Source organism: Acidisoma silvae (assembly GCF_020618775.1).
In the GTDB taxonomy this organism is placed as follows: Bacteria; Pseudomonadota; Alphaproteobacteria; order Acetobacterales; family Acetobacteraceae; genus Acidisoma; species Acidisoma silvae.
In genome coordinates, this window is the sequence record NZ_JAESVB010000019.1 from 16,683 (window position 1) to 43,472 (window position 26,790).

30 protein-coding genes and 1 other annotated feature are annotated in these 26,790 nt (G+C 59.5%); of the genes, 18 read left to right on the forward strand and 12 right to left on the reverse strand.

Annotated elements, in window-relative coordinates; all coding sequences use genetic code 11:
• Positions 1-315: 315 nt before the first annotated feature.
• The 4 genes from ASILVAE211_RS22055 to ASILVAE211_RS22070 all read right to left on the reverse strand — a co-directional run bounded on the left by ASILVAE211_RS22055 (position 316) and on the right by ASILVAE211_RS22070 (position 3,516).
• The gene (locus ASILVAE211_RS22055; RefSeq protein ID WP_227323526.1) at positions 316-609 is read right to left on the reverse strand and encodes a DUF1330 domain-containing protein; all 294 of its coding nucleotides are present in this window, start codon (positions 607-609) and stop codon (positions 316-318) included.
• Positions 610-662: 53 nt separating this feature from the next.
• A complete protein-coding gene (locus ASILVAE211_RS22060) occupies positions 663-1,418 on the reverse strand; it encodes an N-acyl homoserine lactonase family protein (RefSeq protein ID WP_227323527.1) in 756 nt (251 codons plus the stop codon).
• 186 nt (positions 1,419-1,604) lie between these two features.
• Complete coding sequence (locus tag ASILVAE211_RS22065) at positions 1,605-2,504, reverse strand: LysR family transcriptional regulator (protein ID WP_227323528.1); 900 nt, start codon at positions 2,502-2,504, stop codon at positions 1,605-1,607.
• A gap of 73 nt (positions 2,505-2,577) precedes the next feature.
• Complete coding sequence (locus ASILVAE211_RS22070; protein WP_227323529.1) at positions 2,578-3,516, reverse strand: LysR family transcriptional regulator; 939 nt, start codon at positions 3,514-3,516, stop codon at positions 2,578-2,580.
• A 96-nt stretch (positions 3,517-3,612) separates the two neighbouring features.
• Between ASILVAE211_RS22070 and ASILVAE211_RS22075 the strand changes: the two genes are divergently transcribed.
• Entirely contained in the window at positions 3,613-4,029 is a 417-nt protein-coding gene (locus ASILVAE211_RS22075) for a nuclear transport factor 2 family protein (RefSeq protein WP_227323530.1), read from the forward strand.
• Positions 4,026-4,571, forward strand: coding sequence for a DUF2867 domain-containing protein (locus ASILVAE211_RS22080; protein ID WP_227323531.1), 546 nt, complete (start codon positions 4,026-4,028; stop codon positions 4,569-4,571). Before ASILVAE211_RS22075 ends, ASILVAE211_RS22080 begins: the two co-directional genes overlap by 4 nt.
• A 608-nt stretch (positions 4,572-5,179) precedes the next feature.
• Here the strand turns inward: ASILVAE211_RS22080 and ASILVAE211_RS22085 are convergent.
• Positions 5,180-5,590 carry a DUF2000 family protein gene (locus ASILVAE211_RS22085; protein WP_227323532.1) on the reverse strand — a complete coding sequence of 137 codons (411 nt, stop codon included), beginning with the start codon at positions 5,588-5,590 and terminating at the stop codon, positions 5,180-5,182.
• 87 nt (positions 5,591-5,677) lie between these two features.
• Here ASILVAE211_RS22085 and ASILVAE211_RS22090 point away from each other — a divergent pair, with 87 nt between their 5' ends.
• From ASILVAE211_RS22090 to ASILVAE211_RS22105, 4 genes are all read left to right on the forward strand, one after another.
• Complete coding sequence (locus ASILVAE211_RS22090) at positions 5,678-6,178, forward strand: Lrp/AsnC family transcriptional regulator (RefSeq protein ID WP_227323533.1); 501 nt, start codon at positions 5,678-5,680, stop codon at positions 6,176-6,178.
• Between the two features lie 283 nt (positions 6,179-6,461).
• Positions 6,462-6,890, forward strand: coding sequence for a DNA cytosine methyltransferase (locus ASILVAE211_RS22095; RefSeq protein ID WP_227323534.1), 429 nt, complete (start codon positions 6,462-6,464; stop codon positions 6,888-6,890).
• 145 nt (positions 6,891-7,035) lie between these two features.
• Positions 7,036-7,608 carry an ArdC-like ssDNA-binding domain-containing protein gene (locus ASILVAE211_RS22100; protein ID WP_227323535.1) on the forward strand — a complete coding sequence of 191 codons (573 nt, stop codon included), beginning with the start codon at positions 7,036-7,038 and terminating at the stop codon, positions 7,606-7,608.
• Positions 7,593-8,042, forward strand: coding sequence for a zincin-like metallopeptidase domain-containing protein (locus ASILVAE211_RS22105; RefSeq protein ID WP_227323536.1), 450 nt, complete (start codon positions 7,593-7,595; stop codon positions 8,040-8,042). Before ASILVAE211_RS22100 ends, ASILVAE211_RS22105 begins: the two co-directional genes overlap by 16 nt.
• 1 nt (position 8,043) lies before the next feature.
• Here ASILVAE211_RS22105 and ASILVAE211_RS22110 read toward each other — a convergent pair.
• Positions 8,044-9,275, reverse strand: a protein-coding gene (locus ASILVAE211_RS22110) for an IS3 family transposase (protein ID WP_227323537.1) whose coding sequence is annotated in 2 segments (ribosomal slippage) — positions 8,044-8,984 and positions 8,984-9,275 — 1,233 coding nt in all. Because the reading frame shifts where the segments join, the coding sequence is not laid out codon by codon here.
• Positions 8,875-8,991 (reverse strand) — a sequence feature (AL1L pseudoknot). Its footprint overlaps the gene before it by 117 nt.
• 150 nt (positions 9,276-9,425) lie before the next feature.
• Between ASILVAE211_RS22110 and ASILVAE211_RS22115 the strand changes: the two genes are divergently transcribed.
• Positions 9,426-9,677 carry a hypothetical protein gene (locus ASILVAE211_RS22115; protein ID WP_227323538.1) on the forward strand — a complete coding sequence of 84 codons (252 nt, stop codon included), beginning with the start codon at positions 9,426-9,428 and terminating at the stop codon, positions 9,675-9,677.
• Positions 9,678-9,746: 69 nt separating this feature from the next.
• On the opposite strand, the gene ASILVAE211_RS22120 is transcribed toward ASILVAE211_RS22115, so the two are convergent.
• Entirely contained in the window at positions 9,747-9,896 is a 150-nt protein-coding gene (locus ASILVAE211_RS22120; protein ID WP_227323539.1) for a hypothetical protein, read from the reverse strand.
• 8 nt (positions 9,897-9,904) lie between these two features.
• Positions 9,905-10,360: a MarR family winged helix-turn-helix transcriptional regulator gene (locus tag ASILVAE211_RS22125; RefSeq protein ID WP_227323540.1), complete on the reverse strand. Its 456-nt coding sequence runs from the start codon at positions 10,358-10,360 to the stop codon at positions 9,905-9,907.
• Positions 10,361-10,501: 141 nt separating this feature from the next.
• On the opposite strand from ASILVAE211_RS22125, the gene ASILVAE211_RS22130 reads away from it, so the two are divergent.
• A complete protein-coding gene (locus ASILVAE211_RS22130) occupies positions 10,502-10,906 on the forward strand; it encodes a VOC family protein (RefSeq protein ID WP_227323541.1) in 405 nt (134 codons plus the stop codon).
• Positions 10,907-11,504: 598 nt separating this feature from the next.
• Here ASILVAE211_RS22130 and ASILVAE211_RS22135 read toward each other — a convergent pair.
• Positions 11,505-12,086: a TetR/AcrR family transcriptional regulator gene (locus tag ASILVAE211_RS22135; protein ID WP_227323542.1), complete on the reverse strand. Its 582-nt coding sequence runs from the start codon at positions 12,084-12,086 to the stop codon at positions 11,505-11,507.
• 47 nt (positions 12,087-12,133) lie between these two features.
• On the opposite strand from ASILVAE211_RS22135, the gene ASILVAE211_RS22140 reads away from it, so the two are divergent.
• The 3 genes from ASILVAE211_RS22140 to ASILVAE211_RS22150 all read left to right on the forward strand — a co-directional run bounded on the left by ASILVAE211_RS22140 (position 12,134) and on the right by ASILVAE211_RS22150 (position 14,809).
• Positions 12,134-13,162, forward strand: a complete 1,029-nt coding sequence (locus ASILVAE211_RS22140; protein WP_227323543.1) for an SDR family oxidoreductase — start codon at positions 12,134-12,136, stop codon at positions 13,160-13,162.
• A gap of 68 nt (positions 13,163-13,230) precedes the next feature.
• On the forward strand, positions 13,231-14,055 hold the full coding sequence (locus ASILVAE211_RS22145) for an SDR family oxidoreductase (protein WP_227323544.1): 825 nt from the start codon (positions 13,231-13,233) through the stop codon (positions 14,053-14,055).
• A gap of 109 nt (positions 14,056-14,164) precedes the next feature.
• Entirely contained in the window at positions 14,165-14,809 is a 645-nt protein-coding gene (locus tag ASILVAE211_RS22150) for a glutathione S-transferase family protein (protein WP_227323545.1), read from the forward strand.
• A gap of 243 nt (positions 14,810-15,052) precedes the next feature.
• On the opposite strand, the gene ASILVAE211_RS22155 is transcribed toward ASILVAE211_RS22150, so the two are convergent.
• The gene (locus ASILVAE211_RS22155) at positions 15,053-15,952 is read right to left on the reverse strand and encodes an AraC family transcriptional regulator (protein WP_227323546.1); all 900 of its coding nucleotides are present in this window, start codon (positions 15,950-15,952) and stop codon (positions 15,053-15,055) included.
• 277 nt (positions 15,953-16,229) lie between these two features.
• Between ASILVAE211_RS22155 and ASILVAE211_RS22160 the strand changes: the two genes are divergently transcribed.
• The 6 genes from ASILVAE211_RS22160 to ASILVAE211_RS22180 all read left to right on the forward strand — a co-directional run bounded on the left by ASILVAE211_RS22160 (position 16,230) and on the right by ASILVAE211_RS22180 (position 22,971).
• The gene (locus ASILVAE211_RS22160; RefSeq protein WP_227323547.1) at positions 16,230-17,210 is read left to right on the forward strand and encodes an SDR family oxidoreductase; all 981 of its coding nucleotides are present in this window, start codon (positions 16,230-16,232) and stop codon (positions 17,208-17,210) included.
• Complete coding sequence (locus ASILVAE211_RS22165; RefSeq protein WP_227323548.1) at positions 17,207-17,707, forward strand: 2Fe-2S iron-sulfur cluster-binding protein; 501 nt, start codon at positions 17,207-17,209, stop codon at positions 17,705-17,707. The genes ASILVAE211_RS22160 and ASILVAE211_RS22165 overlap by 4 nt, the downstream gene beginning before the upstream one ends.
• On the forward strand, positions 17,704-18,705 hold the full coding sequence (locus ASILVAE211_RS22170) for an FAD binding domain-containing protein (protein WP_227323549.1): 1,002 nt from the start codon (positions 17,704-17,706) through the stop codon (positions 18,703-18,705). Before ASILVAE211_RS22165 ends, ASILVAE211_RS22170 begins: the two co-directional genes overlap by 4 nt.
• Positions 18,698-19,579, forward strand: a complete 882-nt coding sequence (locus ASILVAE211_RS26165; RefSeq protein ID WP_264479053.1) for a xanthine dehydrogenase family protein molybdopterin-binding subunit — start codon at positions 18,698-18,700, stop codon at positions 19,577-19,579. The genes ASILVAE211_RS22170 and ASILVAE211_RS26165 overlap by 8 nt, the downstream gene beginning before the upstream one ends.
• On the forward strand, positions 19,579-21,057 hold the full coding sequence (locus tag ASILVAE211_RS22175; RefSeq protein WP_264479054.1) for a xanthine dehydrogenase family protein molybdopterin-binding subunit: 1,479 nt from the start codon (positions 19,579-19,581) through the stop codon (positions 21,055-21,057). The genes ASILVAE211_RS26165 and ASILVAE211_RS22175 overlap by 1 nt, the downstream gene beginning before the upstream one ends.
• Before the next feature lie 1,062 nt (positions 21,058-22,119).
• Entirely contained in the window at positions 22,120-22,971 is an 852-nt protein-coding gene (locus tag ASILVAE211_RS22180) for a DMT family transporter (RefSeq protein ID WP_227323550.1), read from the forward strand.
• 585 nt (positions 22,972-23,556) lie between these two features.
• On the opposite strand, the gene ASILVAE211_RS22185 is transcribed toward ASILVAE211_RS22180, so the two are convergent.
• Both ASILVAE211_RS22185 and ASILVAE211_RS22190 read right to left on the reverse strand, forming a co-directional pair.
• A complete protein-coding gene (locus tag ASILVAE211_RS22185) occupies positions 23,557-24,609 on the reverse strand; it encodes a zinc-binding alcohol dehydrogenase family protein (protein ID WP_227323551.1) in 1,053 nt (350 codons plus the stop codon).
• A gap of 162 nt (positions 24,610-24,771) precedes the next feature.
• Positions 24,772-25,530, reverse strand: coding sequence for an SDR family NAD(P)-dependent oxidoreductase (locus ASILVAE211_RS22190; protein ID WP_227323552.1), 759 nt, complete (start codon positions 25,528-25,530; stop codon positions 24,772-24,774).
• Between the two features lie 151 nt (positions 25,531-25,681).
• On the opposite strand from ASILVAE211_RS22190, the gene ASILVAE211_RS22195 reads away from it, so the two are divergent.
• Positions 25,682-26,611 carry an AraC family transcriptional regulator gene (locus tag ASILVAE211_RS22195; protein WP_227323553.1) on the forward strand — a complete coding sequence of 310 codons (930 nt, stop codon included), beginning with the start codon at positions 25,682-25,684 and terminating at the stop codon, positions 26,609-26,611.
• The last annotated feature ends 179 nt before the right edge of the window (positions 26,612-26,790 follow it).

Genomic DNA, 26,790 nt, shown 5'->3' on the forward strand with positions numbered 1-26,790 from the left:
AGATCGAGCTTCCCGACCGATGCTGGTCGCAGGAGCCGAGGAATGGGCTGCATTCGGAATTTCAGGCATAGGAGGCCGTGATGGCTATCCGGCTGATCCGTTTCTTGCCCGACTTCTAAGGCTCATCGATCAATGCCCAGACGCTTATTCCCAACCATTGCGGCCTGTCATTAGAGGGGAGGGTGTTTTTCGACACAATCGCCGCTTACCTAAGCAAATAGCTTCCGGCAAGGGTTCATGCCTCGAGCGACACGCCATCCCACACAAATGTGGTGTCCGACGCGTCGGCATCGGTCCGGTCTTACCCAGCCGGCGTCAGCTCAGGCCCTCGAAGCTGATCATGACCGGGGTGTCCGCGGAGCGATGACGGAGAGGTATAGCCCTCTGATACTCGGGTGAGTCATACCATCTGCGGAGAGCGGCCCTGTCGTCAAACTTGAGCAGGATGATGCGATGGCCCGGAAGACCTCCTTCGATCAACTCCAGAGCATCGGTCACGGCGAGCGCCTCGACGTTGTATTTGGCGATACTTTCGAAACCTGCCGTTTCGTATTGACCGTAGATGTCGAGGTCTTTGCGGTCGATCGCGGCGAAAAAATAGACGGACATTGTCGGCTGCTCCGTTGAAGAATTCAGAGGGCGGCACCGTTCGAGCGGGAGCACTATTCGTAAAAGCCCGCCGTCGAGGCTCGCAGGGTCGCGAACTGGTCGGGGTCGTGACCGAACCAGACCTGCGCCTTGTATTGGTGGGCAAGGTTGCGCAGGCGCTCGATAGCGCGCTCGGCCCCCAACGTATCGTAGGTGACGCCCGGAAGCCGGACCGGAGGCCCATAGACGCCGCTGCCGTAGGCGACGTCGGACGCGAGGATGACGCTGCCGAGTTCGCGCGTGCGAACGTGCAGCCCGAGCATGCCGCGCGCGTGCCCCGAGCCGAAGTTCAGGATCTCGATGTCATCCGCGAGCGCTATGCTACTTGTTTCGCGCGTGACGAGTTGCCAGTCGAGGTCGCACCGAGCCCAGGCACCGATGTCAGCGAGCACGTATGGTGTACCGTGTTCGCGAAGCCCGAACGTGCGGAAGGCGCCGGCGAACTCGTCCTCATGGACGATGAGCTTCGTCTTGCGAAAGAACTCGACGCACCCCGCATGGTCGTTGTGAAGGTGGGACAGGACCGCGTAGCGGATGTCGTCGGGTCCCAGTCCGATCTGCTCCAGGCGGTTCGGCAACTGGCACTCCTCGCCGCCCGAATGGGGGCAGAGGTCCTGCATCTCGGCCGTCCACCGCCCATCCGCTCCCATGGCGTCGGGGTGACAGCCGAGGTCGAACAAGATGTTCCCGCCGGCGTGCTCAATGCAGTAACCGGAGACAGGCAGGTCGATCCGCTCGGCGGCGGGATGAGGATAGGTCTGCGTCGCCACAAGGGCGCCCCCAAGGACCAAGTTCCGGTCGACCGTGAGGCGCCCTAGGTCGAGTACATGCAATTTCATCGGTGTTCCCCATTCCGTCCTCAAAGCCTAGTCAAGGATGGACCGGGAAACAGGACGGAATAAATGGGACCCGCGTCCTCGCTGCGGTGACCACCAGGACGCAATCGCCTTCTTTGGTTAGCCGGCGGAATGCATACCCTGGCGCAGCATATCGATGAGAATGCGGGCCGCTGGGGAGAGGTGCCGAGAAGGCGGATGGACCACGCTAATGGGCGTGGCAGGTGCTTCGAAGTCGCGCAGGAGCCGAACGAGCCGGCCCTGGCGAATGAGGTCCGCGACCACGTGATCGGACACCATGATTAGCCCTACCGATTGTAGCGCTGCCGCGACGAGGGCGTCTCCGTCGTCAACGACAAGCTGCGCCGAAACGTCGATCGCGCGAAGCTGCCCGTCGACCGCGAACCGATACTTGAAGCGGGTGGCAGTGCCCGGCGTCACGAAGCCGACGAATCGGTGTGCCGCGAGGTCGTCGGGATGGACGGGGACGCCGGCAGCCGCGAGATACCGGGGTGCACCGCATAGCGCCAGACGGGATTCGCCGACCTTCACGGCGATGAGATCCGAAGCTGGGAGGTGACCGATGCGGATCGCGAGGTCGACATTTTCCTCGACAAAGTCGACGAAACGGTCGCTCATCCGAGCCTCGACCTCGACCTGCGGGTGCCTCTCGAGGAACGCCGCGACGACGGGCATGACCCGGTTCCCCTCAATGCCGGTCGCGGCGACACTAATCGTCAGCTTCCCGCTTGGCAGAACCGCCGCAGCCGCAGTGACACTCTCCGCGTCGGCCAGATCAGCGAGAATGGCCTTGCATCGGGCGTGGAAGGTGGCACCGGCCGGCGTCAGGCGCACAACACGGGTGGTGCGGGCGAGTAATTGGACGCCGAGACTCCGTTCCAGTCGGCTGACAGCCTTGCTGACGCCGGAGGATGTCATGCCAAGGGTCGCCGCGGCGGCCCGAAAGCCACCCCTGTCTCCAACCGCTACGAAGGTGCCAATCGCCGCAAGGTCGCTCATCGCGCCCTTTTGCGTCCGAGTGGTCAGCAGATCAACCGTGCCGAGGCGCCTCCGCTAGTGTACTGGCGAGCCTTTACGCGCCCGGTTCGGTCCAGCGCCAGGCGTTCTTCCGAAGGAAGGCGATAGCGGCCCCAGTGCGGCGAGGGACCTGCCGCTCCCGGCGCAGCATCGACATGGCCGTCGTCTCGACGCGAAAGTCTCGGAGCACCTCGACGGCCTGACCGGACCGCAGGTCCTCCGCCGCCAGCCAATACGGGGCCCAGGCGATGCCCTGGCCGGACCGCACCATCTCCCATGCCGATAGGCCGTCGTCGGCAATCACGCGGCCGTTCGGCACGACGCGGATAGGTTCGTCCCCGGAGTGGGCCGCCCTGAACCGCCAAGGCTGGACCCGGCCCGTGCCGCCATTGCGGTATCCAATCAGGTCCTTCTGGGCCAGTTCGGCCGGAGTGTGCGGCAGTCCGTCCCGGGCAAGATACCGCGGCGCGGCGCAGGCGACCCAAGGGAAGTCGAACAGCGCCTGGGCCACCTGGCCGGGGACCCCGTCGAGCGATCCCGCCCGAATCGCGACATCAACGCCTTGCGACGCGAGGTCGTCGGCGGCGTCGCTGGCCCGAAGGTCGATCCCGATCTGCGGGTGGGCCTCAAGGAACTCCGGCACCAAGGGAATGAGGCAGGAACGAATGAAGGCGGTCGGGCCACTGATCCGCACGCGGCCGGCGAACCCGCCGTGAGCCGTCATTGCAAGGGCGGCTTCGAGCCGTTCGACGCTCTTTAACGTCTCGCGCGCTTCGGCAAGCAACGCTTCGCCCTCTGGCGTCAAGGATTGTGAGTGGGTCGAGCGGTGCAGCAGCTTGATACCGTTGGCGGCCTCGAAGCGTGCGATGGTCTTGGACACGCCGGAGGTGGTCATCTCCAGGCGCCGCGCCGCTTCCGCGAACGAGCCCGCCTCGACCACGCGCACGAAGCAGAGGAGTTGCAGCAGGGTGGCAGGAGAAACAGGTGTGGACATCAAGTCCATACTGCCTTGCCGGATAAGGTGCCTACAAGCACTCGGATGCGGGGCCTAAACATCAGGGACGCTTCTCCCAAACCTTCGGAGTTCATAATGTCCCATGCGCACCTCGACGCCTTCCTGCATGCCATCCACGGTAGGGATGCGAATGGCTTGCTGGACCACGTGACGAATGAAGTGACCCTTTGGAGCCCGATCTTCCCCGAGCCGTTCCAAGGCAAAGAGAAGCTCAGGGCCGTGCTGAGTGTGGTCCTAGGCGCCATTGACAGGTTCGAGGTTGTCGAGGTGATGCACGGTAACGCACACAGTGCCGTCGCCTTCCGGCTCGACGCAGGTGGTATCACGCTGGACGGCATGGACTTGTTTGAGTTCGACTCGACCGGGCTGGTCGCGACCTTGAAAGTCATGTGGCGGCCGCTTCCGGCTATCGTTGCGATGCAGAACCGGATCGCACCGCTGGTCGGCGCACCGTTGATGTCGCTTGTGACCGCCACAGCGGCAGCTGCATGACGCGACTGGCGTTCGGCGGGACCAATCGCCCCACCATGCTCCATGGCATCGTGCGCCGGACTGGCCTGCCGAGGGACAGTGAACTCGCGCTCCGCTATCGAAATGCTGATCTCGCCGATGCCTTCTGCGTCCTGCTTCCAGCCGACGCGGAGGGGATAGACGTCCTGGCGGACCGTGTTTTTGGACATCCAGGCCCTGTGTTCCGGACGGCGCTCGGCTTGCGCGATGCGGCCATTGGCCTTTTCGGCGTAAAGACGTCCGGACAATTGCGTAAGCGGCTCGCGCGGGACGGGGTAGACCGCATTGACTTCTTCCCGGTGCTGTCACGATCCGCACGGGAGGTCGTGCTGGGTGAGGACGATCGGCACCTCGACTTCCGTACCTCGCTGCTCCTACGTCAGGCGACGGCAGGTAAAGAACTTGTCGCGACGACAGTCGTGCACTGTCACAACACGCTTGGCCGAACCTATCTCGCCGCCATCCTCCTGGGGCACGAACTTGTGGTCAGATCTGTCCTGAAACGGGCTCTCGACCGGGGGTGAATGTCGTGAGTGAAAGTCAGGAAAAGGGAGGTGTTGTCCGAGCGCTGCAAGATCGCCGCGACACTGGCTCGCTCAGTTCGTAGTGCATCCTGCTTTGTCTCGTTTGATCACGCCCGCCGATGTGCCCGAGAAATCTGAAGCGAAGACGTGATCTGACCTGCAGTTGCCTCATCATGCGAACAAAGCGGGCGCGCAGAACACCAATCCACGTTCCGGACGGCGGATGGACGATGTGGACGGGGTTGATCAGCACGCATGTCATAGTTTTCGGTGCGACGACGCCAGCACGGCAAGCTGACCGAGTTATCAGCTTCGGCATCGTCGAATAAGCGCAATGCGCAGCGCTAGCCTTTGCCGATCCCGGCGTCGATCAGGATGGTGCGACGGCCATCGCGAAAGAGGCAGCTGTACACACTGGTGACAAGGTGCCCGGCCTTCCTCCAGCAATCTGGTATCAAAAGATAGGGCGCGCTCTTGGCGATCGCGACGTCCTGTGGGGGGCGGGAGTTTCTAGACACAATGAGATCCGCAATCGATAATTATGGCGACAACCCGAAACGTTCTACCTGTCCGATCTCTCTTCCGACACCCGCTCTGGGCCGTCCGCGTCAGGGGTGAAGCTTCGTGCCCTTCGTAGCCCTGTCAACGTCCTTCTTCGGGCCGCGCATAGCGATGCCGACAAAGTCGGGAGCGTCGGCCAACTCAGTCAGGAAGGCCTCACGGTTGGCCGCATCGTCGCCCGTCGAGAACATCGACCGGACGTAGGCAGCACAGGCAAGGTCCCGCTCGCCCGCAATGCGGTGACTACGCCGAAGATCCTCCAAGGTTGCAGCAAAAACGAGCATAGGTTGGCCCAGCAGCGGCGCGTATCGTCGGCCCGTCGCGCCGATATAGGGCTCTCCCATGGCCTCCGGCGCAGCCCCGGCGATACCGGTGGCGAGGAAGGCCGTGACGTTCAGCTTCTGCCACACGGCGAGATCTTCGTGTACAAGGATCGCCACCTTTGTATCGAACGCCATTCCTTCTCCTGCCTTCATCGCCTAAATATGTGAGGTGTAGCAGTAAATTGCCCGAACGATTGTCACACGGAAAGGGGTAGAAGTTCGATGTCTGAAGAAACGAACGTGGTTCGGAGAAAGCCCGTCTCACCCGCCAAGCTCGATGCGGTCGACCGAAGGCTGTTAGGCTTGCTGGCCGAAGATGCGACGCTTAGCTACGCCGATCTTGGCCACAACCTTCGCCTTTCTCCGCCCGCCGTCCATGAGCGGGTGAAGCGGCTCAGGCACGACGGCATCATTAAAGGGACGGTGGCGGTGCTTAACGGCGCCAAGATCGGCCGTCCGCTCCTCACATTTGTGCATGTCGACACGACAAGCTGGGCGGTCACCCGGCATCTGCTCGCCCTCAAGGAGCTACCAGAGGTAGAGGAGATCCACACTGTGACCGGCGAGAGCGCGATGCTGTTGAAGGTCCGTACTAAGGACACCCAAGCGCTGGAGGACCTGCTGGAGCGCATCCACTCCATCGAGGGGTTCAAGGGGACCCGAAGCTACATCGCACTTTCCACCTACCTCGAGCGCGGCCCCAGTCCGGTCTTGAGCGCCTAGGCTCTACCGTGTCTGGATACCGAGAACTGCTGTCAATCCAATGGCGCTCCAGGCCAAGAGGACTTGCAAAAAGACGTCGCCTCAGAGTTGCTCCGACACTAGCAACCTTCGCGCGGTAAGGACTAATGTCTGATATGAGTCGTTGTCTTCCGACCGGCCCCCCAGATCGATTTGGGTGTGTCATTGACCTGTCGTCTTCCAGCGGCATGGATCGATAAGCGGTCAAATATCATAAAGCGCAACTATCGAGCGCGGCCATATTCTTTCGTCAGAAACTCGACAAGTGGATTCAGGACAACTTCAATCGTGTTGCCGGCTTATACAACGCCGGAAATCCAAATCTCAGCCGTTTATCCAAGCAAGCCTCGACGGGACCTGGCATCGCCCTTTCACGACCCTCGAACTCGCGTCTCTGCAGAGCCTTGTCGATCCCGAGGAATACCTCAAACTCGACGGCCTCTCGGACGCAGACTGGCGCGAGAGAATTGGCAATGCCGTTCCGCCGGATGCCGCGCAGGCTATCGCCGATACGATGGGCACGACGCTCCTCCTAGCCTGGTCGGGCGAGAGCTTCATGCTCTCCGCTGTGCCCGTTTGGGTCCAGCAGATGGCCGTTGGACTCTCGCTGGATCGGGCGGCCAGGCCGTGTTCCGGCACGCGGCCGCGCGATGAGCCGGTGGAAAAAAATCTTCGGGAAAAGCTGAAAACATGAGGGAGGTATGAAGCTCCCTACCGCGCCCTGGACCCACCGCCGCAAGGGTCGCGCTGATCGCGCGCCCGGCAAGCCGGCTGCGCCCTTGCCCCGGGGGACCAGGCGCGGGGCGAGGGAGGGGTCATCCAAATCATGGAGAATCCCGATGCGAAAGCAGGAAAAGAACCCACGCGACCATTACCAGGACGTCACCCAACAAGTGATAGAAGCGCTTGAAGCCGGGACGCCGCCCTGGCGCCAACCCTGGGATTCCGGAAAAGCCGGCGGCCCCTCCATGCCTCGGAACGCCATCACGGGCGCGGGCTATCGCGGCATCAACGTCCTCACACTCGGCATCAACCGAATGGCTTTCATGACCGGCGATCCCCGTTGGGCGACCTACAAGCGGGCCCAGGAAAGGGGCTGGCAGGTGAAACAGGGCTCACGCGGCATCACCGGATATTTCTACAAGCGCATCGAGGTTGATGGCGCAAAGAACGAGGGTGGTTCGACGGGCGAAGGCAAATGGTTTCCCATGCTCCGCTCGTTCACGCTGTTCCATGCGAGCCAGATCGACGGCATTCCGGACTATCTGCCGCCGACCATTGAGGAAGCGCCCTGGCGCTCGCCGGATGCGGTCGAAACCATCTTCGCCAACAGCGGCGCCGAGATCCGCATCGGCGGTCCTCGCGCCTTCTATTCGACCGTCACGGATCACATCCAATGCCGCCCGCCGTAGCGTTTCATTCGCCTGCGGCACGGTCGAGCGTCCAGGTCCATGAGGGCATCCACTGGACTGGCGCCAAGCACCGGCTGAACCGCGACATGTCAGGCCGCTTCGGATCGAAGTCCTACGCGCGTGAAGAATTGGTCGCCGAATTGGGACAACTCAACGTGTGCAGTACGCTCGGGATCGCCGAGTGCGATTTCGTCAACGGCGCCGCCTACCTCTCGCATTGGCTCGAAATTTTACGCGAGGATAAGCGCGGAATCTTCCGCGTTGCTGCCGACGCACAACGCGCTGCGGACTTCCTGTTGGCTTTCCATCCCGACTACGCCGCGCGCCTGACTTCGCCGCTTGCCAGCACCGAAGGTGAAGCCGCTGGCGTGACGGAAACGGCTCTCAAGGCCGCGGTGAACCGCGCCGGGTTTTCCGGAGGCTATTTGGTTTAAGTTACGCGGCTAAAGGTATTGCCTCAAGGCTGGCATAGTAGCGTGCTTCGGCCTCGGCAGGCGGGATATTACCGATGGGCTCGAGGATGCGCCGATGATTGAACCAGTCCACCCATTCGAGGGTGGCAAATTCCACAGCTTCAGCGTGGCGCCAAGGTCCTCTGCGATGGATCACCTCGGCCTTGAACAGGCCATTGATGGTTTCGGCGAGAGCATTGTCGTAGCTGTCACCGACGCTGCCGACGGATGGTTCGATCCCAGCCTCGGCCAAGCGCTCGGTGTAGCGAATAGACAAGTATTGAACGCCGCGGTCGCTATGATGGATCAACTCATCTTGTCGCGCAGGCCGGCGATCGTGCAGCGCCTGCTCCAAGGCATCGAGCACAAATCCGGCCTGGGCCGATCGGGACACGCGCCAGCCGACAATGCGGCGAGCAAAAACATTGATGACGAAGGCGACGTACACGAAGCCTTGCCACGTAGCGACATAGGTAAAATCGGACACCCACAGAGCATTGGGCTTCGCTGCACGAAACTGCCGGTTCACTTTGTCCCGTGGGCAAGGGGCAGCCGGATTGCTGACCGTTGTCTTCACCGGCTTGCCGCGGATCACCCCCGCAAGCCCCATCTGCTTCATAAGCCTGGCCGTCGTGCAGCGCGCGACCGCGCTGCCCTCCCGGCGCAATTGCCGCCAGACCTTGCGCACACCATAAACTCGGTAATTTTCCTCCCAGACTCGGCGGATCTGTACTCTCAGCACGGTATCCCGTCGTGCACGCGGCGGCAGACGCTCCGAATCGCGCCGCCGGGCTGCATAGGCATGATAGGTGGAAGGGGCGATCGGCAGAACGCGGCAGATCGGCTCGACCCCATAGGTACCCCGATGATCGTCAATGAAGGCGATCATTTTTTGAACGGGCGGTCGAGCTCCGCCGCTGCAAAATAAGCTGACGCCTTGCGCAGAATCTCATTGGCCTGCCGCAGTTCCCGGTTCTCGCGCTCCAGCGCCTTCATCCGCTCCGCGACCTCCGAAGGAACCCCCGAGGTTCGACCCGCCTCAATATCGGCCTTCTTCACCCAGTCCATCAGCGTGTGGGTCGAACAGCCAATCTTCCCCGCAATCGACGTGGCGGCCGCCCACCGCGACGGGTGTTCCCCCTCATGCTCCAAAACCATCCGCACCGCTCGGGCACGGACCTCAGGGCTGAATTTGTTCGTCGTCTTGCTCGTCATGGCTCCATCCTACTTGGAAGTTGGAGCCTCCGGGAAATCCGGTGCGGTTCACGGCCTAACGGCCTAACGGGCTTTCCTATCCACCCCAAAGAGACGACGAGCGGTCGAGAGGCTGCTCGCGTCCGTGCGACCGCGAGGAGGCGGAACGCCATGACGAACTTCGATCAGGAACAGGCTCTAGCGGAAGGCTGGGGCGTCTTTGAAGCAGGCCAGAGCGAAGACGGCTCGGCGCGGATCGAAATCCAGCGCTTCGACGATGCAAAGATCTTCGCCGACGATCACAAGGCTTGGACCCATGTAGTCGGTCTCGCTCGCCAGGGGTCTCAACTCCATCGCGGGGCGCTTGAACTCGTCGATGCCCGCGCGCGCCGGGTGATAGAGCATCTGTGTGGCCCGTGGTGACGGCGCTGGCCACCAGCCCGGACCTGCGGAGCTACAACACCATCGTCGTGGTTATCGGGCGGGAAGGATTCAATCGGGCGCCTGCTGTCCCTGATCGAGGCCGGGATACCTCCAGAGCGCATCGAATTGCATCATCATGACGTGGACGGGCAAGGCGCACCCAGCATCGCGGCGCAATGCCATGTTGCGCGGGTTGGACGACAGGAGATCAATGCCCACGCATATGGTCAGTCGCCGCAGCCGAGATCGATCGCGGTAGCCTTCAGTTCGGTCGAGAGCTTGTCGATGAAGCGCAAAGCGGTTTCAAACTCTTCGCTTGTATACTCGTCGAGTAAGGCCTCGACCCGGTGTGCGTGTGCCGTATAGACGACATCAACTCTCACAATCGCGATTTCTATCGCTCTCAATAACCACCGGCGGCGATCCTTCTTATCCTGCTCACGACTGAGGAAATTCCGCGCAACAAGTTTGTCTATAATTACGCTCAACGACGCCGGGGTAAGACCCGTTTCCTTTGCTAAATCGGATGCAATTATCGGACCGTCAAGCTGCACCAGTCGAAAGCACCCAAGCTCGGTCGCCGTCAGATCCAGCTGACGAGCCGCCGCCTGTTGGAACAGCAGAGTACGGGTGCCGAAACGTTGTGCCAGCACGACGTATCGATCGAAACGGGAGCTTGACATTGATGTTCCATATGGTTAGGCCGTCTAATAGTTAAGTTAGCTAATCATATACGCAGCGTCAATATTACCCGGCTCACTTGCGCCAAATCTTCGTGCTGTTGGGGGATAGCGTTTGCAGGATATCGAGATGGAGCGGAAATCATGATGCCAAGGTTAGGTTACGTCGTAGTCTACGTCCCTGATGTTCGGAAGACGATCGAGTTTTATGTGGGGGCTTTCGGCCTCGAGCAGCGTTTCATTTCGGATGATGAGGCGTATGGCGAGCTCGAGACAGGAGCCACCGCTCTTGGCTTCGTGGGAGAGGCACTAATCTCCAGCGGGAATAAGGTGTTCCGGCCGAATCGCGATGACGAAAATCCCATCGGCGCTAAAGTCGCTTTTGTGGTTGAAGATGTCGAAGCTGCTTATCGGAAAGCTATAGACGGGGGCGCCTCGGGTTACGAAGAGCCGGAACAGAAACCTTGGGGCCAAACCGTCGCCTACGTCCGCGATCTTAACGGGTTCATTGTAGAGCTTTGCAATGAGTTCAATTTTCTGAATTCGTGACGATTTTTGCCGCCGGGTGACAAGCTCGCTCAAGACCAGCAGCGCGTGAATGGCCTCCACCCTCGCGCTCGTCGGTCTGGCTTACGAAGCGTAGCACTCACTGGCTGCCAAACCCGCGGCTTTGCAGATCAACCTCGGCGACCAAATCATGCGTTGCTCATGGACGGACCCATAATTTGACGAGAGGCCTAATCAAAGATGAGCGCTGCTTTCTACGATGTTACGCTACATGCGGAGTTGATCGTTCTTCTGTCTCACCCGGACTTTCTCGGCTGCTAGGTCAGACGGCGAGGGCCGGCGTTCGCGTGTTGAACCGCCGAACCGCCCGGTCGCACGACTCCGAGCCTCACCAACCGTCTCCTCGTGCAGACCGAGCTCTTGGATCACGATCGCTCTCATCAGACACCCGTCTCTAGCCCCAAAAGCCGAGCATGGATGGCCACCCTACTATGTGAGGATCAGCATTTTGGCCAAGTTCGCCGAAGCTTTACAGCATGATCGCCGACTTCATTGCGGCACAATCCCCGAGGAAGAATAGCTAAGTTCGAACAGCGTCGTATAAACATCAACGTTGTTTCTCCGCGAGCATGAAGGCGTTTCAGTCCTCACCAACAGCCCGTGCAACCACCTTAGCGAGCCGAGCGATGGCTTCCGTTAGTTCCTGTTCGGTTTGTGTTTCATATTTCAGACCGGATCCTGCCCTCACTAAGAACATTGCGAAGCCTTTGGCACCATCGAATGCCGTCAGGTCTGCCCCGTCTTCAGCCGCCTTAACCCCCCGCCTGGCGAGAAGTGCCTCATATTCGCCGCTTAAACGAGCGGCTTGCACAGAAATGATCTCTGATTGGAGGCCCATCAACTCCGCGCCATGAGGCGTATCCTTGAGCATACGGAAAAATATGAGTTCTTTGGCGAGCATGGTCTTCGAGAGGTTCGTGGAAAGAGGCGCCTGGATGTCCCAGGCGGCTTCCGCACCCACGATCGCCTTGTCGACCAATGATGACGCCAACGCTTCGAAGACGGTGCTTTTGTCCGAAAACCGAAGATAAAGGGTTGCCCTAGCAATCCCCGCCTCGCGAGCAATGTCCGCCATGCTGGTACGCTGGAAGCCGTGCCGACCGAAGAGGGTTGAAGCTGCGGACAAAATTCGCTGCAGTCCGGAATCAGACACATTTGACATATAGTGACCTTTGTGTCCATTCTGAGGCGTTAGCGAGGTGAAAGATCATGACTGACTTTGATCGAGTTCTGGTGACAGGTGGATCGGGTTATATAGCGACCTTCTGCATCGTCCAGCTTCTTCGTGAAGGCGCGACGGTGGTGACCACGGTAAGAGATCGATCTCGCGAGACGGACGTTCGCCAGGCCATAGCTAAGGTCTTGCCCGCAGGAGGCCGGCTTGAGGTGCACGTAGCGAATCTCACCGACGACGCTGGTTGGAATGAAGCGTGCGCAGGGTGCTCAGGTGTGTTGCACATCGCCTCTCCTATTCCCTCGCTTAGTCCAAAAAAAGATGAGGAATTGGTGCGCCCCGCCCGCGACGGAGTGCTTCGCGTGTTGAGGGCGGCGCGCGACGCCGGCGTGATCCGATTTGTAATGACCTCTTCAACGGCGGCCGTCTGTTACGGTCATGGCGGTAGATCTAAGCCATTTACCGAAGCCGACTGGTCAGACGCGAGCGATCGGACGGACAGTTCAGCATATGAGCGGTCGAAGATGGCCGCCGAGCGTGCCGCGTGGGACTGGCACACGCGGGAAGGGTGCGACATGGAGCTCGTAACCATTTGCCCTGGCGCAGTAATCGGGCCGGTTTTTGGACCTGACTACTCTGCATCAATCGACATTGTGCGTGCGTTGCTGAGGAGTTCAATGCCGGGGTTGCCACGCTTTGGCTGGCCGCTCGTAGATGTTCGCGACATCGCCGACCTGCATGTCCGGGCACTAAAGACACCCAGCGCCGCCGGCCAGCGTTTTATCGGTGCAGGACCGTTTTACTGGCTGCAGGACGTTGGCCGAGCGCTTCGAGAGCGGGTACCTGACCTGGCAGATCGTGTGCCTGTGCGCCGCTTGCCGAACTGGCTTGTACGGTTGTCGGCCCTTCGCAATGCAACCATTCGTGCTCGATTGTACGAACTAAACAAAACGCGCGACGTCTCGGCGGAAAAGGCGAGGCGAGAGCTTGGATGGACACCTCGACCTAACGACGACGCAATTGCGGATACGGCTAGAAGCCTCAGTCTCGAGGGTTTGCTCTGATGTTAGATCACATGAATCGATTGTAGCACAGCGTGCTTCTCCCCACTCAGAACTCTCAAGGAAAACCCATGACAAACACTATACTCATCACTGGCGCATCGACCGGCATCGGCCGAGCAACGGCGCAGCTTTTTCAATCGAAGGGCTGGAATGTTATCGCTACAATGCGCGATCCAGATAAAGAGACCGATTTGGCTGCGCTCGAGCGCACTCTGGTTGCGCGTCTCGACGTCGAGGACATCGACTCAATTCGTTCTGCGGTCGAGAGCGGGACCCGCCAGTTTGGTCGTATCGACGCCCTGCTTAACAATGCGGGCTACGGAGCCTACGGTCCGTTGGAGGCGACTCCGCTCGAAAAGATCCGACGTCAGTTTGACACCAACGTCATTGGCCTTTTGGCGACGACCAAAGCATTGCTGCCTCAATTTCGCGAACAGCGTGGTGGAGTTATCGTGAATGTCTCGTCGGTCGGCGGTCACGTGGCCTTTCCACTTGGAACACTTTACCATGGAAGCAAGTTCGCCGTTGAAGGTCTCTCTGAAGCTCTACATTACGAGCTCGCGCCGATCGGTGTTCGCGTGAAGATCATTGAACCAGGCCGGGTCAAGACCGACTTTGGAGGGCGCTCCTTAGACTTCAGTAATGATAGAACCCTGAGTGAATATCAACCCATTGTCCAAGCATTTGCCGGTGCGCTCGGCTCGAATCCGGATCAGGGGTCCTCAGCACAAACTGTGGCGGAGGTAATTTTTAATGCAACAACGGATGGGTCGGATCAGCTGCGTTATGAGGCCACACCGGACGCAGTGCAACTGCTCGGGCAACGCCGAGCTATTGATGACGCGTCTTTCTTCACTGGTATCAGGGCTAGGTTCGGCCTTTCCGGTCAATGACGTGGTCAGAACACCGGTGGCCTAGTGCCAAAATTTTCCCTGGGCGACACTCCCCGAAGTGACGTCGACTTGAGAGCACAATCGCGCCATATAATTTGTAGAATCGATCATGAGCCGCTATCGCCTTCACTATTTTCCAGAGTCCGGCAACAGTTACAAACTGGCACTGATGCTAACCCTTTGCGGTGAGAGCTTCGAGCCCGTTTGGACAGACTTCGGGTCCCGAGTAACATGGACGCAAAAGTGGCGCGAGCAAATTAATCCCATGGGTGAAATCCCTGTTCTAGAAGAAGACGGGGATAAGTTAACGCAGACCGGTCCAATTTTATTAAGCCTTGCCGAGCAAACCGGACTGTTCCAGGGAAGAGACCAATCAGAGCGATTTGAGGTTCTGCGCTGGCTTTTCTGGGACAACCAAAAGCTTTCAGGTTTTATGGCGAGCTACCGCTTCTTGCGAACCTTCTCCTTTGACGCAGAACCAGCAGTGCTTAGTTGGCAACGGCGGCGGGTAGATGACTTTCTGAGTATCCTTGAAAGGCGTGTTGATCAAATTCCCTTCATAATCGGGGACATACCTACAATAGCAGACCTCTCGGCCAGCGCGTATCTATCGTTTCCACAGGACGAGACGGGATACGACTATTCTACGACTCATCCTGAGATTTTTAGCTGGTTGGGTCGATTGCGTGACTTGCCGGGTTGGCGCGCTCCGTATGATCTGTTGCCCGGAAAGCGATTGCGTAGATATACCTGACGGATTTTGCAAATGCTGCCGTCCATTATTGACGCCTTAGATTTGATTTTGATCAAACCTCGTTTGAGGCTCCTTGGCTTTTATATAGAAGGCAAATATGACGGTCACATCCACGCTCCCGCTATGGCTCGAACAAGCGTTTTCCGCTATATGAACCCGCTCCAGCTTCCGGCATAATGAAAGACAGAGCTAGCCTTAATAGGTTATCGCTTCTGCTTTGTGTGGATGCTTTTGCTACTCTTTTCATAATTTGGCATATTGACGGGGCGGATAATTCATCACCCGCTTAAACGCCGTGCCAAACGACTTTTCGGAGTTATATCCGAGTGAGTGTCCAATCTCTGAGAGAGTTTCCGTAGAGTTGGTTAATCTGTCAGCGGCTAAAATCATCCGCCAACGTGTCATATACTCCATGGGCGAGAGCCCGACTTTTTCCTTGAACCTCGTTGCGAATGTGGTCCGTGACATGCCCGCCTTCTTAGCCATCAGTTGCAATGTCCATGGTGAACCGGGAGAGGCGTGCATAGCGCTGAGCGCCGCCCTCATCCGTTCATCGCCAAGAGCGAAGAGCCAGCCGACCTCATCCCGGTCTCTAGCCGACAAGTGTAGTCGCAAGGCCTCCACGAGCACCATGGTAGCCAGTTGCTGAGCGACAACAAAATCTCCCGGCTGCGGGTCACACAACTCCTGCCGCATGCGCTCAACGCACCAGCGAATTGTTGCTCGACTGGGCTCGTTACGAATATGAATGAACGGGGGAAGTACGTTAAGTAGCATATCGGCTTGGCCATCCGCCAAAGTAAAATATCCGCCGATGCTCAGAAACTCGCCTCCCTTATTGTACGTGACGATGCGGCCGTCATGTGTTGGAGGTAGGAGAAATTGAAGACTGATTGGCTCGGCGGCCATGTTGCTGGCGAGGCGAACCGGCTTTCCTCTGGCTAGAAGAAAACATTCACCCGCCTTGACCTTCACCGGCGCTTCGCAGTCGACCGCCACCCAACATTCGCCTGTAACGACGGCATGGAACTTGATCCCCTCATGAGAGCCAAAATGTACCGCCCACTCTCCGCTCGCGTCGAAGCCACCCGACACATAGCTGCGCAATTTAAGCACCGACAAAATATCCGATAAGGGATCCACGACTACTTTCCGAACGATTGACAACTAAATACGGACTTTAAGGGATAGATCGTCCCTGCTCAAGCTCGTACCTTTGTCAGGTGATTGGCGAGGGGAATAATGGTGGGCACGTTCGTCGTCGGGCAGGGACATGAAGCTTCCGCGTGGCGCGTGGCCAACACGCCCGTGAACAGGCGACCAATCACAGGCGAGGATGGCCGGGGCGTAACATCGTGTCCGCCGCGGAGCGCTGACTAACCGGCGCCTCCGACTGCATTAACCGAGAAAGTATCGCTCCATGAGGATCTTTGTCACAGGCTCTTCAGGCTACGTAGGATCAGCCATTGTCAGCGATCTGCTCAAGTCCGGCCACCAGGTCACTGGACTTGCGCGCTCGGCTGATGCTGCCCAGCAACTTGAAGCGGCAGGTGCGAAAGCTCTGCGTGGCACGATCGAGGATCTCGAAAGCCTGCGTCGGGGAGCGGGGGCAGCGGATGGCGTGGTCCATACCGCCTTCTTCCACGCCTTTGGGCAGGCTAGAATGACCACTCGTTTGCAGGTTATTCTGGGCGGGAGTCCGGCCAACATCGTAAGGCGCTTCATGACTGCCGCCGTTGAGGCGGATCGACGCGCGATTGAGACGCTTGGCGGCGCGCTGCGAGGCCGGGAGCGATGCTTGGTGGCAGCGTTTCCGACGATGGCCATGGCGCCAAATCGTCAAGCGGTCGAAACTGACGCTGCCGATCCCGGTGCCCCTGGCGGCGTCAGGGCACCATCCGAAACCATGGCAATGGACCTCGCCACGCGCGGCATAAGGGCGACGATCGTGCGGCTACCCCCGTCGGTGCATGATGAGACCAAGCAGGGCCTCGTCACCCAAGTGATCAATATCGCACGCAAGAAGCAGATTTCCGCTTACATCGGTGATGGAAAGAATCGGTGGGCGGCGGTGCACCGGCTCGATGCCGCGCATCTGTTCAGGCTTGCCCTCGAAAGTGGTGAGGCTGGCGCTCGCTACCACGCGATAGCCGAAGAAGGAATTCCTTTTCGTGACATCGCAGACAGCGTTGCACGCTATCTGGGTATTAAGGCCAAAAGCCTATCGCCCGAGGAAGCCACAAGGCATTTCGGCTGGCTTGCGCCCTTCATCGGTGCCGACAACCCGGCTTCCAGTCAGGCCACACAGGCTCGGCTGAGTTGGAAGCCGACGCATCCGCCTCTGCTGGTCGATATCGCGACTGCCCTTCAAAGCAATGCATCGCCAGCCAGACGGCCATGATCTTCGTCAATGGCCTGCCGGCGCAGTTGCCGTCTGATGCCCGTGTCTCTCTGCTAGATTTTCTTCGCGACCATCTGAGGTTGAGCGGCACGAAAAAGGGGTGCAACCAGGGCGCATGCGGAGCGTGCACGATCTTAGCCGGAAGCGAGCGGATTCTATCTTGCCTCGCGTTCGCGGCGCAGTTCGATGGCCAATCGATTTCGACTATTGAAGGCTTGTCCGTCGAGGGTGTGCTGCATCCGCTACAGCGGGCCTTCGTCGAGTATGATGGCTTCCAATGTGGATACTGCACGCCAGGCCAAATCTGCTCGGCGATTGGCATGCGAGCTGAAGTCAAGCGTGGCATCCCGAGTTATGTCACCGCCGATCTCTTGGCGGCGGCGGCGGTCGACCGGAACGAACTGCGTGAAAGAATGAGTGGCAACTTGTGTCGCTGCGGCGCCTACAATGGTATTATCGATGCGATCATCGCGGTAGATGTGGAGGTCGAACCATGACCCCTTTCAGCTACACTAGGGCATCAGACGCCGCTGACGCGGTTCGCCGCGGAGGGAGTGGCCAAAGCAAATACCTTGGCGGGGGTACTAATCTGGTTGACCTGATGCGGGAGAATATCGAACAGCCTATCACCCTTGTAGATGTCACCGGCGTCTCCACCGGCATTGAGCCCGTTGTTGGCGGCGGCCTGCTGATTGGTGCTGGGGCCCGGAACACTGCCGTGGCTGAGCACCGTCTGGTCAGAATGAGCTATCCCGTGCTGGCACGTGCCATTCTTTCTGGCGCTTCGGCCCAACTCCGCAACATGGCGACCATCGGGGGCAACCTCGCTCAGCGCACTCGATGCGAATACTTTTATGACGACGGCGGATCCCGCTGCAACAAGCGCCGGCCTGGGCAGGGATGCGATGCGATCGACGGAATAAATCGGGGTCACGCAATTCTTGGCGTCTCCAGCGCATGTATCGCGACCCATCCATCCGATATGTGTGTTGCGCTAGCGGCGCTCGGCGCCAGCGTGCACCTCCATGGCCTGACCGGAGACCGGCGACTGCCGCTGACTGAGTTTCACTGCTTGCCCGCGGACCATCCTGAGATAGAAAACGTCCTAGAGCCCGGCGAATTGATCACCGCCGTCGAGCTAGGTCCGCTGCCGGTCGCCTCCCGTTCCACCTATCGCAAGGTGCGCGATCGCTCCAGTCTTGCCTTTGCTCTTGTCTCTGTCGCGGCCGTCTTGAAGGTGGATGGCGGAATAGTCCGTGTGGTTCGCCTCGCTCTTGGTGGCGTTGCAACCAGACCCTGGCGAGCGTCTAAAGCTGAAATGATTTTGCTCGGTCAGCCTGCGACCGTCGAGATTTTCCGCGCCGCCGCCGAAGCGGAGTTGAGTGACGCCCAACCTTCTAAGCACAACGGATTCAAGATCGAGCTCGCTAAGCGGACCATGGTGGCCGTCCTGACGGAGCTGTCAACAGACCGCGGAGACATCTCACATGGCTAAGCCGCCTCGCGATCGCCGCCGCTTGATATCCCGGCGCGTGATTATTGGCAGCGTAGGCGCCGGGGCTGCGGCTGTAAGCCTTTATCGCTTGGGACCGATCGGCATTCTCGGGAAAGTCGCCGAACTTGCGCCGGAAGAATGGATCCCTGGCGGCAAGCCAGACCCTTTGATGGAGGCGCATGGCTTGGTAGGGGCAGCGTTGCCCCGTCTGGACGGGCCTTGCAAGGTTAGGGGCGCCGCTGCCTTTGCCGCTGAAGTGGCGATCGATGATATGACCTACGCGGCATTCGCCTTTAGTACTGTTGCCAAAGGTCGATTGGCGACACTGGACACGAGCGCCGCCGAGCAGTCGCCGGGCGTTATTTTGGTGATGACACACCGAAACGCCCCCAGGATGCGTCCCGGTGCGGCGGGCGATTTGCCACTGATGCAGGACGACCGCATCCATTGGAATGGACAGCCTATTGCGGTTGTTCTCGCGGAGACACAGGAGCAGGCTGACCACGCCAGTTCCTTAATTCAAGCGACCTATGATGTCGAACCGGCGGTCACACGATTCGATGCGGCCAAACAACGTAAACGACATGTCCTGTACTTTGGAGAGCCACTGCAAAACACCATAGGCGATCCTGAGGCCGCGCTTGTCGCAGCGCCCTTCAAGGTCGACCAGTCCTACCGCACACCATTCCACAATCACAACGCGATGGAGCCCCATGCAGCTACAGTTGCGTGGCGTGGGGACGCGTTGATCGTCCACGATAGCACCCAATCGGTGCGGCAGTCGGCCAACGCATTTACCAGGGCTTTCGATCTCAAGGCCGAGCAGATCAGCATCCGATCGCCCTTCGTCGGTGGCGGATTCGGCGCCAAGTAATGCAGTGGAAATACAAAATCCTTGCAGCAGCCGCTGCCAAGCTCGCCGAGCGTCCCGTCCGTATCTCACTTCCACGCAAGGGCGTTTATCGAACGGTTGGCGGAAGGGCGATGACGGAACAGCGAGTCGCCATCGGCGCACAGAGCGATGGCCGATTCGACGCCTTGATTCATGAAGGCGTGACAGCGACAGCGCAGTATGGCGAACTCGCCGAGGCGTTTATCGTGTCGACCCGAGCGCTTTATCAGGCTCGCACTATGCACCTCGATGTTCAAGTCGCCGACATGGACGTAATCGCCAACATCTTCATGCGCGCACCCGGGGACGCTGTCGGTAGTTTCGCGCTTGAGAGCGCCATCGACGAGCTGGCTGTCGAAATGAGGCTCGATCCGATCGCCTTGCGCGTGCGCAATGAGCCGGACAAGGATCCGACGTCGGGCCGGCCATTCTCGTCGCGCCATTTGCTCGAGGCTTATCGGATGGGGGCTGAGCAGTTTGGATGGACCGCACGCACGGCTCAGTGTGGCGTCCGCCGCGACGGTGAGTGGCTGATTGGCATGGGATGCGCTACCGCTGCCTATCCCTACGTGCGGATACCGGGCGGCGCCGCTCGCATCACCCTGACAAATGATGGGCGTGCGAAGGTCGAGGCTGCGGCGCACGAGATGGGCATGGGTACGGCCACGGTTCAAACGCAGATCTGCGCCGCACGGCTCGGTCTTCCGTTGGATAAGGTGACATTCTCCTATGGTGACTCCAGCCTGCCCGGAACCATTGATGCCGTCGCCTCGCAACAGACGGCCTCAATTGGCGCGGCGGTGATCGCTGCTCACACCAAATTAGTAGCCGAGCTTTTCAAGCTCCTGCCCCAAGGATCGCCACTCACTGGTCTGAGCCCGGCTCAAATCGAGACGGTGGACGGCGCGTTACGGAAACGGGACGCACCCCATCAGCGGGAAAGCTATGTCTCGATCCTCCGTCACGCGCGCCGTGACGACCTGAGCGTGGAGGCGAGTGCTCCCCTGCCGCTGGAGATGATGCACTGGTCCATGCATTCGTACGGCGCTCTGTTTTGCGAGGTGCGGGTCAGTGCCGTTACCGGTGAAACGCGCGTCACTCGGTTTTTAGGAGCTTTCGATTGCGGGCGTATCCTCAACGCCAAAACGGCTGCGAGCCAGTTCCGCGGCGGGATTATCATGGGTTTGGGGCTAGCCCTCATGGAAGTGGCACAAATCGACGAACGCACGGGGCGCATCATGAACCCGAATTTGTCCGATTATCATATCCCGGTTCATATGGATGTGCCCGAGATCGACGTGATCTGGACCGATCTTCCGGATCCCCGTGCTCCGATGGGGGCACATGGCGTCGGTGAGATTGGTATCACGGGGGTTGCAGCAGCAATCGCAAATGCCGTTTTCAACGCCACCGGCAAACGCGTGCGCAATTTACCGATCACGCCTGATAAATTGCTTTAATACTGGCGCGGGGGGCCACCGTTAAGATCATCCCCCTCGGCAGCGGGATATTAACAAACGATCAATTGTGGAAAGGTGGCATTGGGTAATATCAAACCACCCGTCGATGCGAGCTGCGTTGTAAGCCGTTTCTTCCGGCACGATAGTTCATGGTTCAAGGGACGAGCAACCCTGGCAACAATCTGCCCCGAGACTGATCTAAACCCGTCTTTTGCTGCCGCATCCTGCTGGTGCGCCCGGACGGATGTTCTGTCGGGACACCTCGCGGCTTGTTTGGCAAGGGCGGTTCGATCAAACGCCATCCGAAGCCAGTCGATATATCCGTTCATGTTGATCCCTGCATCAGAGCCCGGAGCAATAGGAAGACACAAGGCGGTAGGACGACCTACCCGGTCGCTCCGCCTCCACAACGGCGTTCCAATATGGCTGCCTCTGCTACGCGCTTCTCGCCATTCGGAGACGACCCAGCAGCCGACTTCCGACCGTCGAAAGCCACGACCGCTCTCGCTTTTGTGGTTGCCAGAATGTATGCGCCGCGCATATTAACGTCTATGCATCTCGAATGGGAATCAATCGATCTGGTAATCTTCTAGGGGCACTCGCTGTAGCCTTAAGCGATCGGCTCAACCCACGGGGGCCTGGGCAAGATGGACGGTCGGCTCCGGCCGCCGCTCTCGTGCACCTATCGCATTGCGAGAGACCGACCATTGAATCGCTGCGGGGCGTGCTTGGCCTGAGCCACTCCGCTGCCGTCCGATTGGCCGACCGTTTGGAAGTAGGTGGGCTTGCTGTGCGGGTGCCTGACAGCCAGGACGCGCGGGCAACAGTGCTGCGTCTCACTAAAAGGGGAGGCCGGCTTGCCGCAGAGGCCCTTGCCGCCCGCGCCGCAGTGCTTGCCGACGCGCTCTTCGTCTTGGACGAGACGGAGAAGGGACAACTTGAGGTGATCGCGAGCAAGCTTCTCATTGCTCTAACCGATAGCCCAGGCGACCTCTACCGACTCTGTCGTCTGTGCGACTTCAGCGCTTGCAGCGCTTGTCCTATCGCTAAAGCGTGCCAGCAATGAATGTCGCTATAATCCTTGGCCTACTCGCCGCTCTGCTTTTTGGAACAACAGACTTTGCAGCGCGCTTCGCCGTCAGACGGACCGGCACTTTGAGGACCATCTTTTACGGCGACCTCGCCGCCGCGTGCATCATGAGTGGGATTGTTATGTGGCGAGGCGTCCCGAGTGCAGACTTGACGACCTGGCTTATCACCATCGCGTCGAATCTGAGTGGGTTGGCCGCCAGTGCCTGCCTCCTTCGTGCTATGGCAACTGGAAGTCTGGGCATCGTTTCTCCGATCGCGGCGACATACGGAGGGGTCACCGCTCTGCTGGCGGCTGCCTCCGGTGAGGCGCTTCATTTGGCTGGGTGGATTGGGGTCGCGTTGACGACAGCAGGTGGCGCCACCGTTGCAAAACCGCACCAGGGCCCGAAAGTAGGACCGGTAGATCACACGGGAGCGATATTCGCCGCCGCTGCGGCCATTCTTTATGGGACAAGCTTCTGGTTGCTTGGGCAATTCGTTGTTCCAATGTTGGGGGCGGTTGTGCCCACATGCAGCTATTACGTACTGGGTACGGCCGCCTCTCTTGCCTTCGGGATTTCAGTGGATCACCAGTTACGGTTGCCCTCAGCGCCAGCGCTTTCTCTTGTGCTGGGCACGGCGATACTTGGCTGCGGAGCAACATTGGTCTTAGCGTACGGCGAGATTACGGGACACGTTGCAGTCGTGACGGCCCTCAGCACGCTTGCAAGCGTCGTGACGGTCTTCCTCGCTCGCCTTCTTCTGAAGGAGAAAGTATCGATCTCCGGTTGGATCGGAGTTACGCTTATTGTGGTCGGATTAACTCTGCTCCACTCGGGTTGAATAGTCCGGTCGCGTGGTACTCACGATCAGGTAATCGCATTTTTGGCGACCCACTTGCGGACCATCTCGATGGTATCGAAGTGCGCTCCCTAGGCTGTAGACTCGTAATTTTGCGCTAAACCGGTCCGCCATGGGTGCCTTCCAGCATTACGTCGTACTCCTGGCCCGTATGGTCCCCCAATACCAAAAGATATCTCTTTCGAGCAGACGGCGGTGTTGCCACTGCAACTGTCGATTGCGGCAACTGGCCTGTTCCAGAAAGACGGCTTGAGCTAGGCTGATGTATCCGAGATAGTGTCCAATTTAGCGGAATGTGGATACCATCAGTGAGCGATCCTTCGATCCCCTTGGGACTGTTTTCAGCGCCAGCAGTTGCTCTCGTGCTCGGCACGATGATACTCACCTGCGGGGGGCCCTGGTATTGGCGCTCGGTGATTTTACGGAACACGTTGCAGGGCCAAAACGTCCTCAGCGCGCTGGAATCTTGCAAAACACGCTCAAGATCGAAAGCTCTTCGCATGTCGTCGGGGCATGACCATGTCGATGTCTAATCTTCATTGGCACGGAGGTCACGTGAGATACGTTTTAGACCGCGATGACGAGCTTCTTCGCGGAAACACCTTTGCGGAGTTGTTGCAGTCCGGCAGGGATGGCGTCCAGGCCGGTACCCACGACTTCCGCTGGCGGTTCAGCTCGAAAAGCCCCGGCCGCGAGCGCGGCTGGGAGGAAGTCGGCGTAGATCGCGGAGCCAACTTTGTTGTCTTTGAGGTTGCCTCCCCAGATGCCGCTTACATGAACGCGCCGAGGCCCGCGCAGCGCGAGGATGCGGGTGACGAAGCCTGGTGCTGCGGATGAGACGCGCCTGGAGCCATGCACACGGGCGGCGACGCGCATGACTTTCAGCAGCGAGCCCTTGCCGATCGCGAGCGAGCCGGCGAGCGTGCCACTGCCTATAGCCGCTATTAGCTCATCGACTGCCGCTCGACTGTTCCGGTCAACCACGGCGTCGGCACCCAAGGCGCGCAAATAATCGAAGTTGCGTGGCGAGGCAGTCGCAACCACTCGGTACCCCGCATTGCGGACCAGCTGTATGGCGTTGCTGCCGACGCCGGTCGATCCGCCCCATATCAGCACCGTCTCTCCGCGCTCGGTCGGATTCGCGGTTGGGAGGACCAGTGCCAGGCCATCTTTCTGGAACAGGCCGGTTGCCGCGGTCGATAGTTGCAGTGGCAGCACTGCCGCCTGCTCGAACGAGAGGTCGTTCGGTATTGGGGAGACCATATGGGCTAAGAGAACGACGTAATGCTGGAAGGCACCCATAGCTGACCGGTTTATCGATCGCTCGAGGCCAAGCGCATGCCCTAATACCCGGTCGCCGAGTTTGAATCGGTCGGTGCCGGAACCGACTTCGACAATCTCGCCCGCAATGTCCCCGCCAATCACTGCCGGGAAGGTTAGCCACGGCAGGATAAGCCGATAGGCGATGCCAGGGATGCCATCAACGAGGTTGAGACCGACCGCTCTTGTCCTCACCACAACCTCGCTGGCGCCCGGACGGGTATAAGGTGCTGGGCCCACTTCGAAAGTGCCGCCGCGCTTAGGCAACCACAGGGCAAAGTTCTCAGGTGTCGTGGGCATGGAGTATCCCTTTATGCAACACAACTAGAAATATAGGGATGGCGGCCTTCACTCCCCCGACTATCGTGTGGCTGAGAAAGGAACTTACAAGAGCGCCCTAAGTCCGCGGTCAGCGAGATTAAGGCGCCAGCCGTCCAAATGGCGGCGCTCCACCGCACCTTTCTAGATCTGAATGCCGCCGGCAACCTCGATGCGCTGGGCATTGACCCAACCGAATTCATCGGAGAGCAAGGTGGCGATCACCGGTCCGACATCCTCAGGTGTTCCGACGCGGCCGAGTGCTGTGTGATCGGCGACCATCTTGTTAACCTGCGGATTGTCCCGGACGATGCCGCCACTGAAGTCGGTTGCGATGGCGCCCGGAGCGACGACATTGGCGGTGATCCTGCGCGATCCCAACTCAACAGCCATGTAACGGGTCAGCGCCTCAACGGCAGCCTTGATTGGGCCGTAGCCGACACGCCCGGGCATGGCGACGCGCGCGAGGCCGGAGGAGATGTTTACGATGCGGCCGCCGTCGTTCAGGAGTGGCAAAAGCGCCTGGGTCAGGAACAACACGCCCTTGAAGTGGACAGAGTAGAGGGCATCCATATCCGCTTCTGTGATCGCCTCGAGGCCCGCGCTGGACGACGTGCCGGCATTGTTCACCAAATAGTCGAAGCGGTCGGCGCCCAAATCCACGAGCACTGCCCGCAGCTGCTCTACGAAGCCGGCGAACATTCTCGTATCGCCCGTGTCCAGCTGCAAGGCAATTGCCTGCGCGCCCGCATCCGCAGCCAGCGTTACTACCTTGTCGGCTTCTGCTCGATTTGTATTGTAAGTGAAAATTGTGTGGACGCCCCGGCTGGCCAAACAAAGGACCGTGTTACGGCCGATACCGCGGCTGCCGCCCGTGATGATAGCAATTTTAACGTTTGACATGATTAATCTTTCTCGCTTCCGACGCATCGTAACCCGCGTCTTGTGGCTTGATCATGCCGCTTCTGGCCTCCTGCTTTGAATGCCGAGAGTCGCCTATTTCTTGCCTGATCCTGGCTTCATGATAGTATCCCCGGATGGATCACGAAACACGATGAGGGCCCTCGCGGAAGCGCTTGCACGCTATACCGACGCTCAGCCGGGCAAGGGTCCATTTATAACGGACGTGGACGGCATCGGGTTGGTCATCATGCGGTCGGACTATCCCAAGGCGCCCAGCCACATGATCTCACGGCCGGCCATGTGCATCGTTGCCCAAGGCGCAAAATGGGCGACCTTCGGCGGCAGTCACCTGGAGTACAAAGCGGGCCAGGCTCTCATCATTGGCGTAGAGACCCCTTCGACGGGCCGGGTGGTCGAAGCAAGCCCAGGAGAACCCTGCTTAGTCCTGGCTGTCGAACTTGACCTAGATCTGATGCGCAACGTGGCCGAAGATATCGACCCGCCGCCCCGGTCCAGCGGCGAGCCCGGACGCGGCGTCTTCATCGCGGACTTCCAAGGGCCGCTGGCCGACTGCGCCTTGCGGCTCGTACGCCTGCTGGACAAGCCCAAAGCAATTCGGGCCCTCTATCCCGGCATTATGCACGAAATCTGCTATTGGCTCCTGACAGGACCCCAGGCTGGCGATATCGCCAGGCTGGCCTTGAGGACCGGCCTTTCTCAACGGATCGTTCAAGCCATGCATAGCCTACGAAGCCGGTTTAAGGAGACAGTTCGGATCGAGGAACTGGCGGTGATCGCGCATTTAAGCGTCTCGGCCTTCCATCGGCAGTTCAGGGCCCTGACCTCGTTGACCCCTTTGCAATACCAGAAGCAGTTAAGGCTGCTTGAGGCGCGCCGCCTGATGGCGTCGTGCGCATTCAATGTCGAAGAAGCAGCTTTCGCGGTTGGCTATCAAAGCCCCTCGCAGTTTAGTCGCGAATACGCGCGCATGTTCGGCGCGCCTCCCAAGCGCGAGCTAAAGAAACTGCAACCTCGCTCCCACGCCGAACCGCGTCAGCAAGGCATCGAAGCGCCCAACTAGCCCCCGAAATGCAATTCGGACGGTAGGTCGTGCAACCCTTTCAGCAGGAGCATACGCCTCGATAAACGTCCTGGAAGGCATCGAAATCGATGTCCTCCGGCAGGTTCGCCTTTTTCAATACCGCGGAGTCGGTATGGCGCTGCAGGCGGCCTGAATGCAGATGTGTTCCGCCGGCGAGA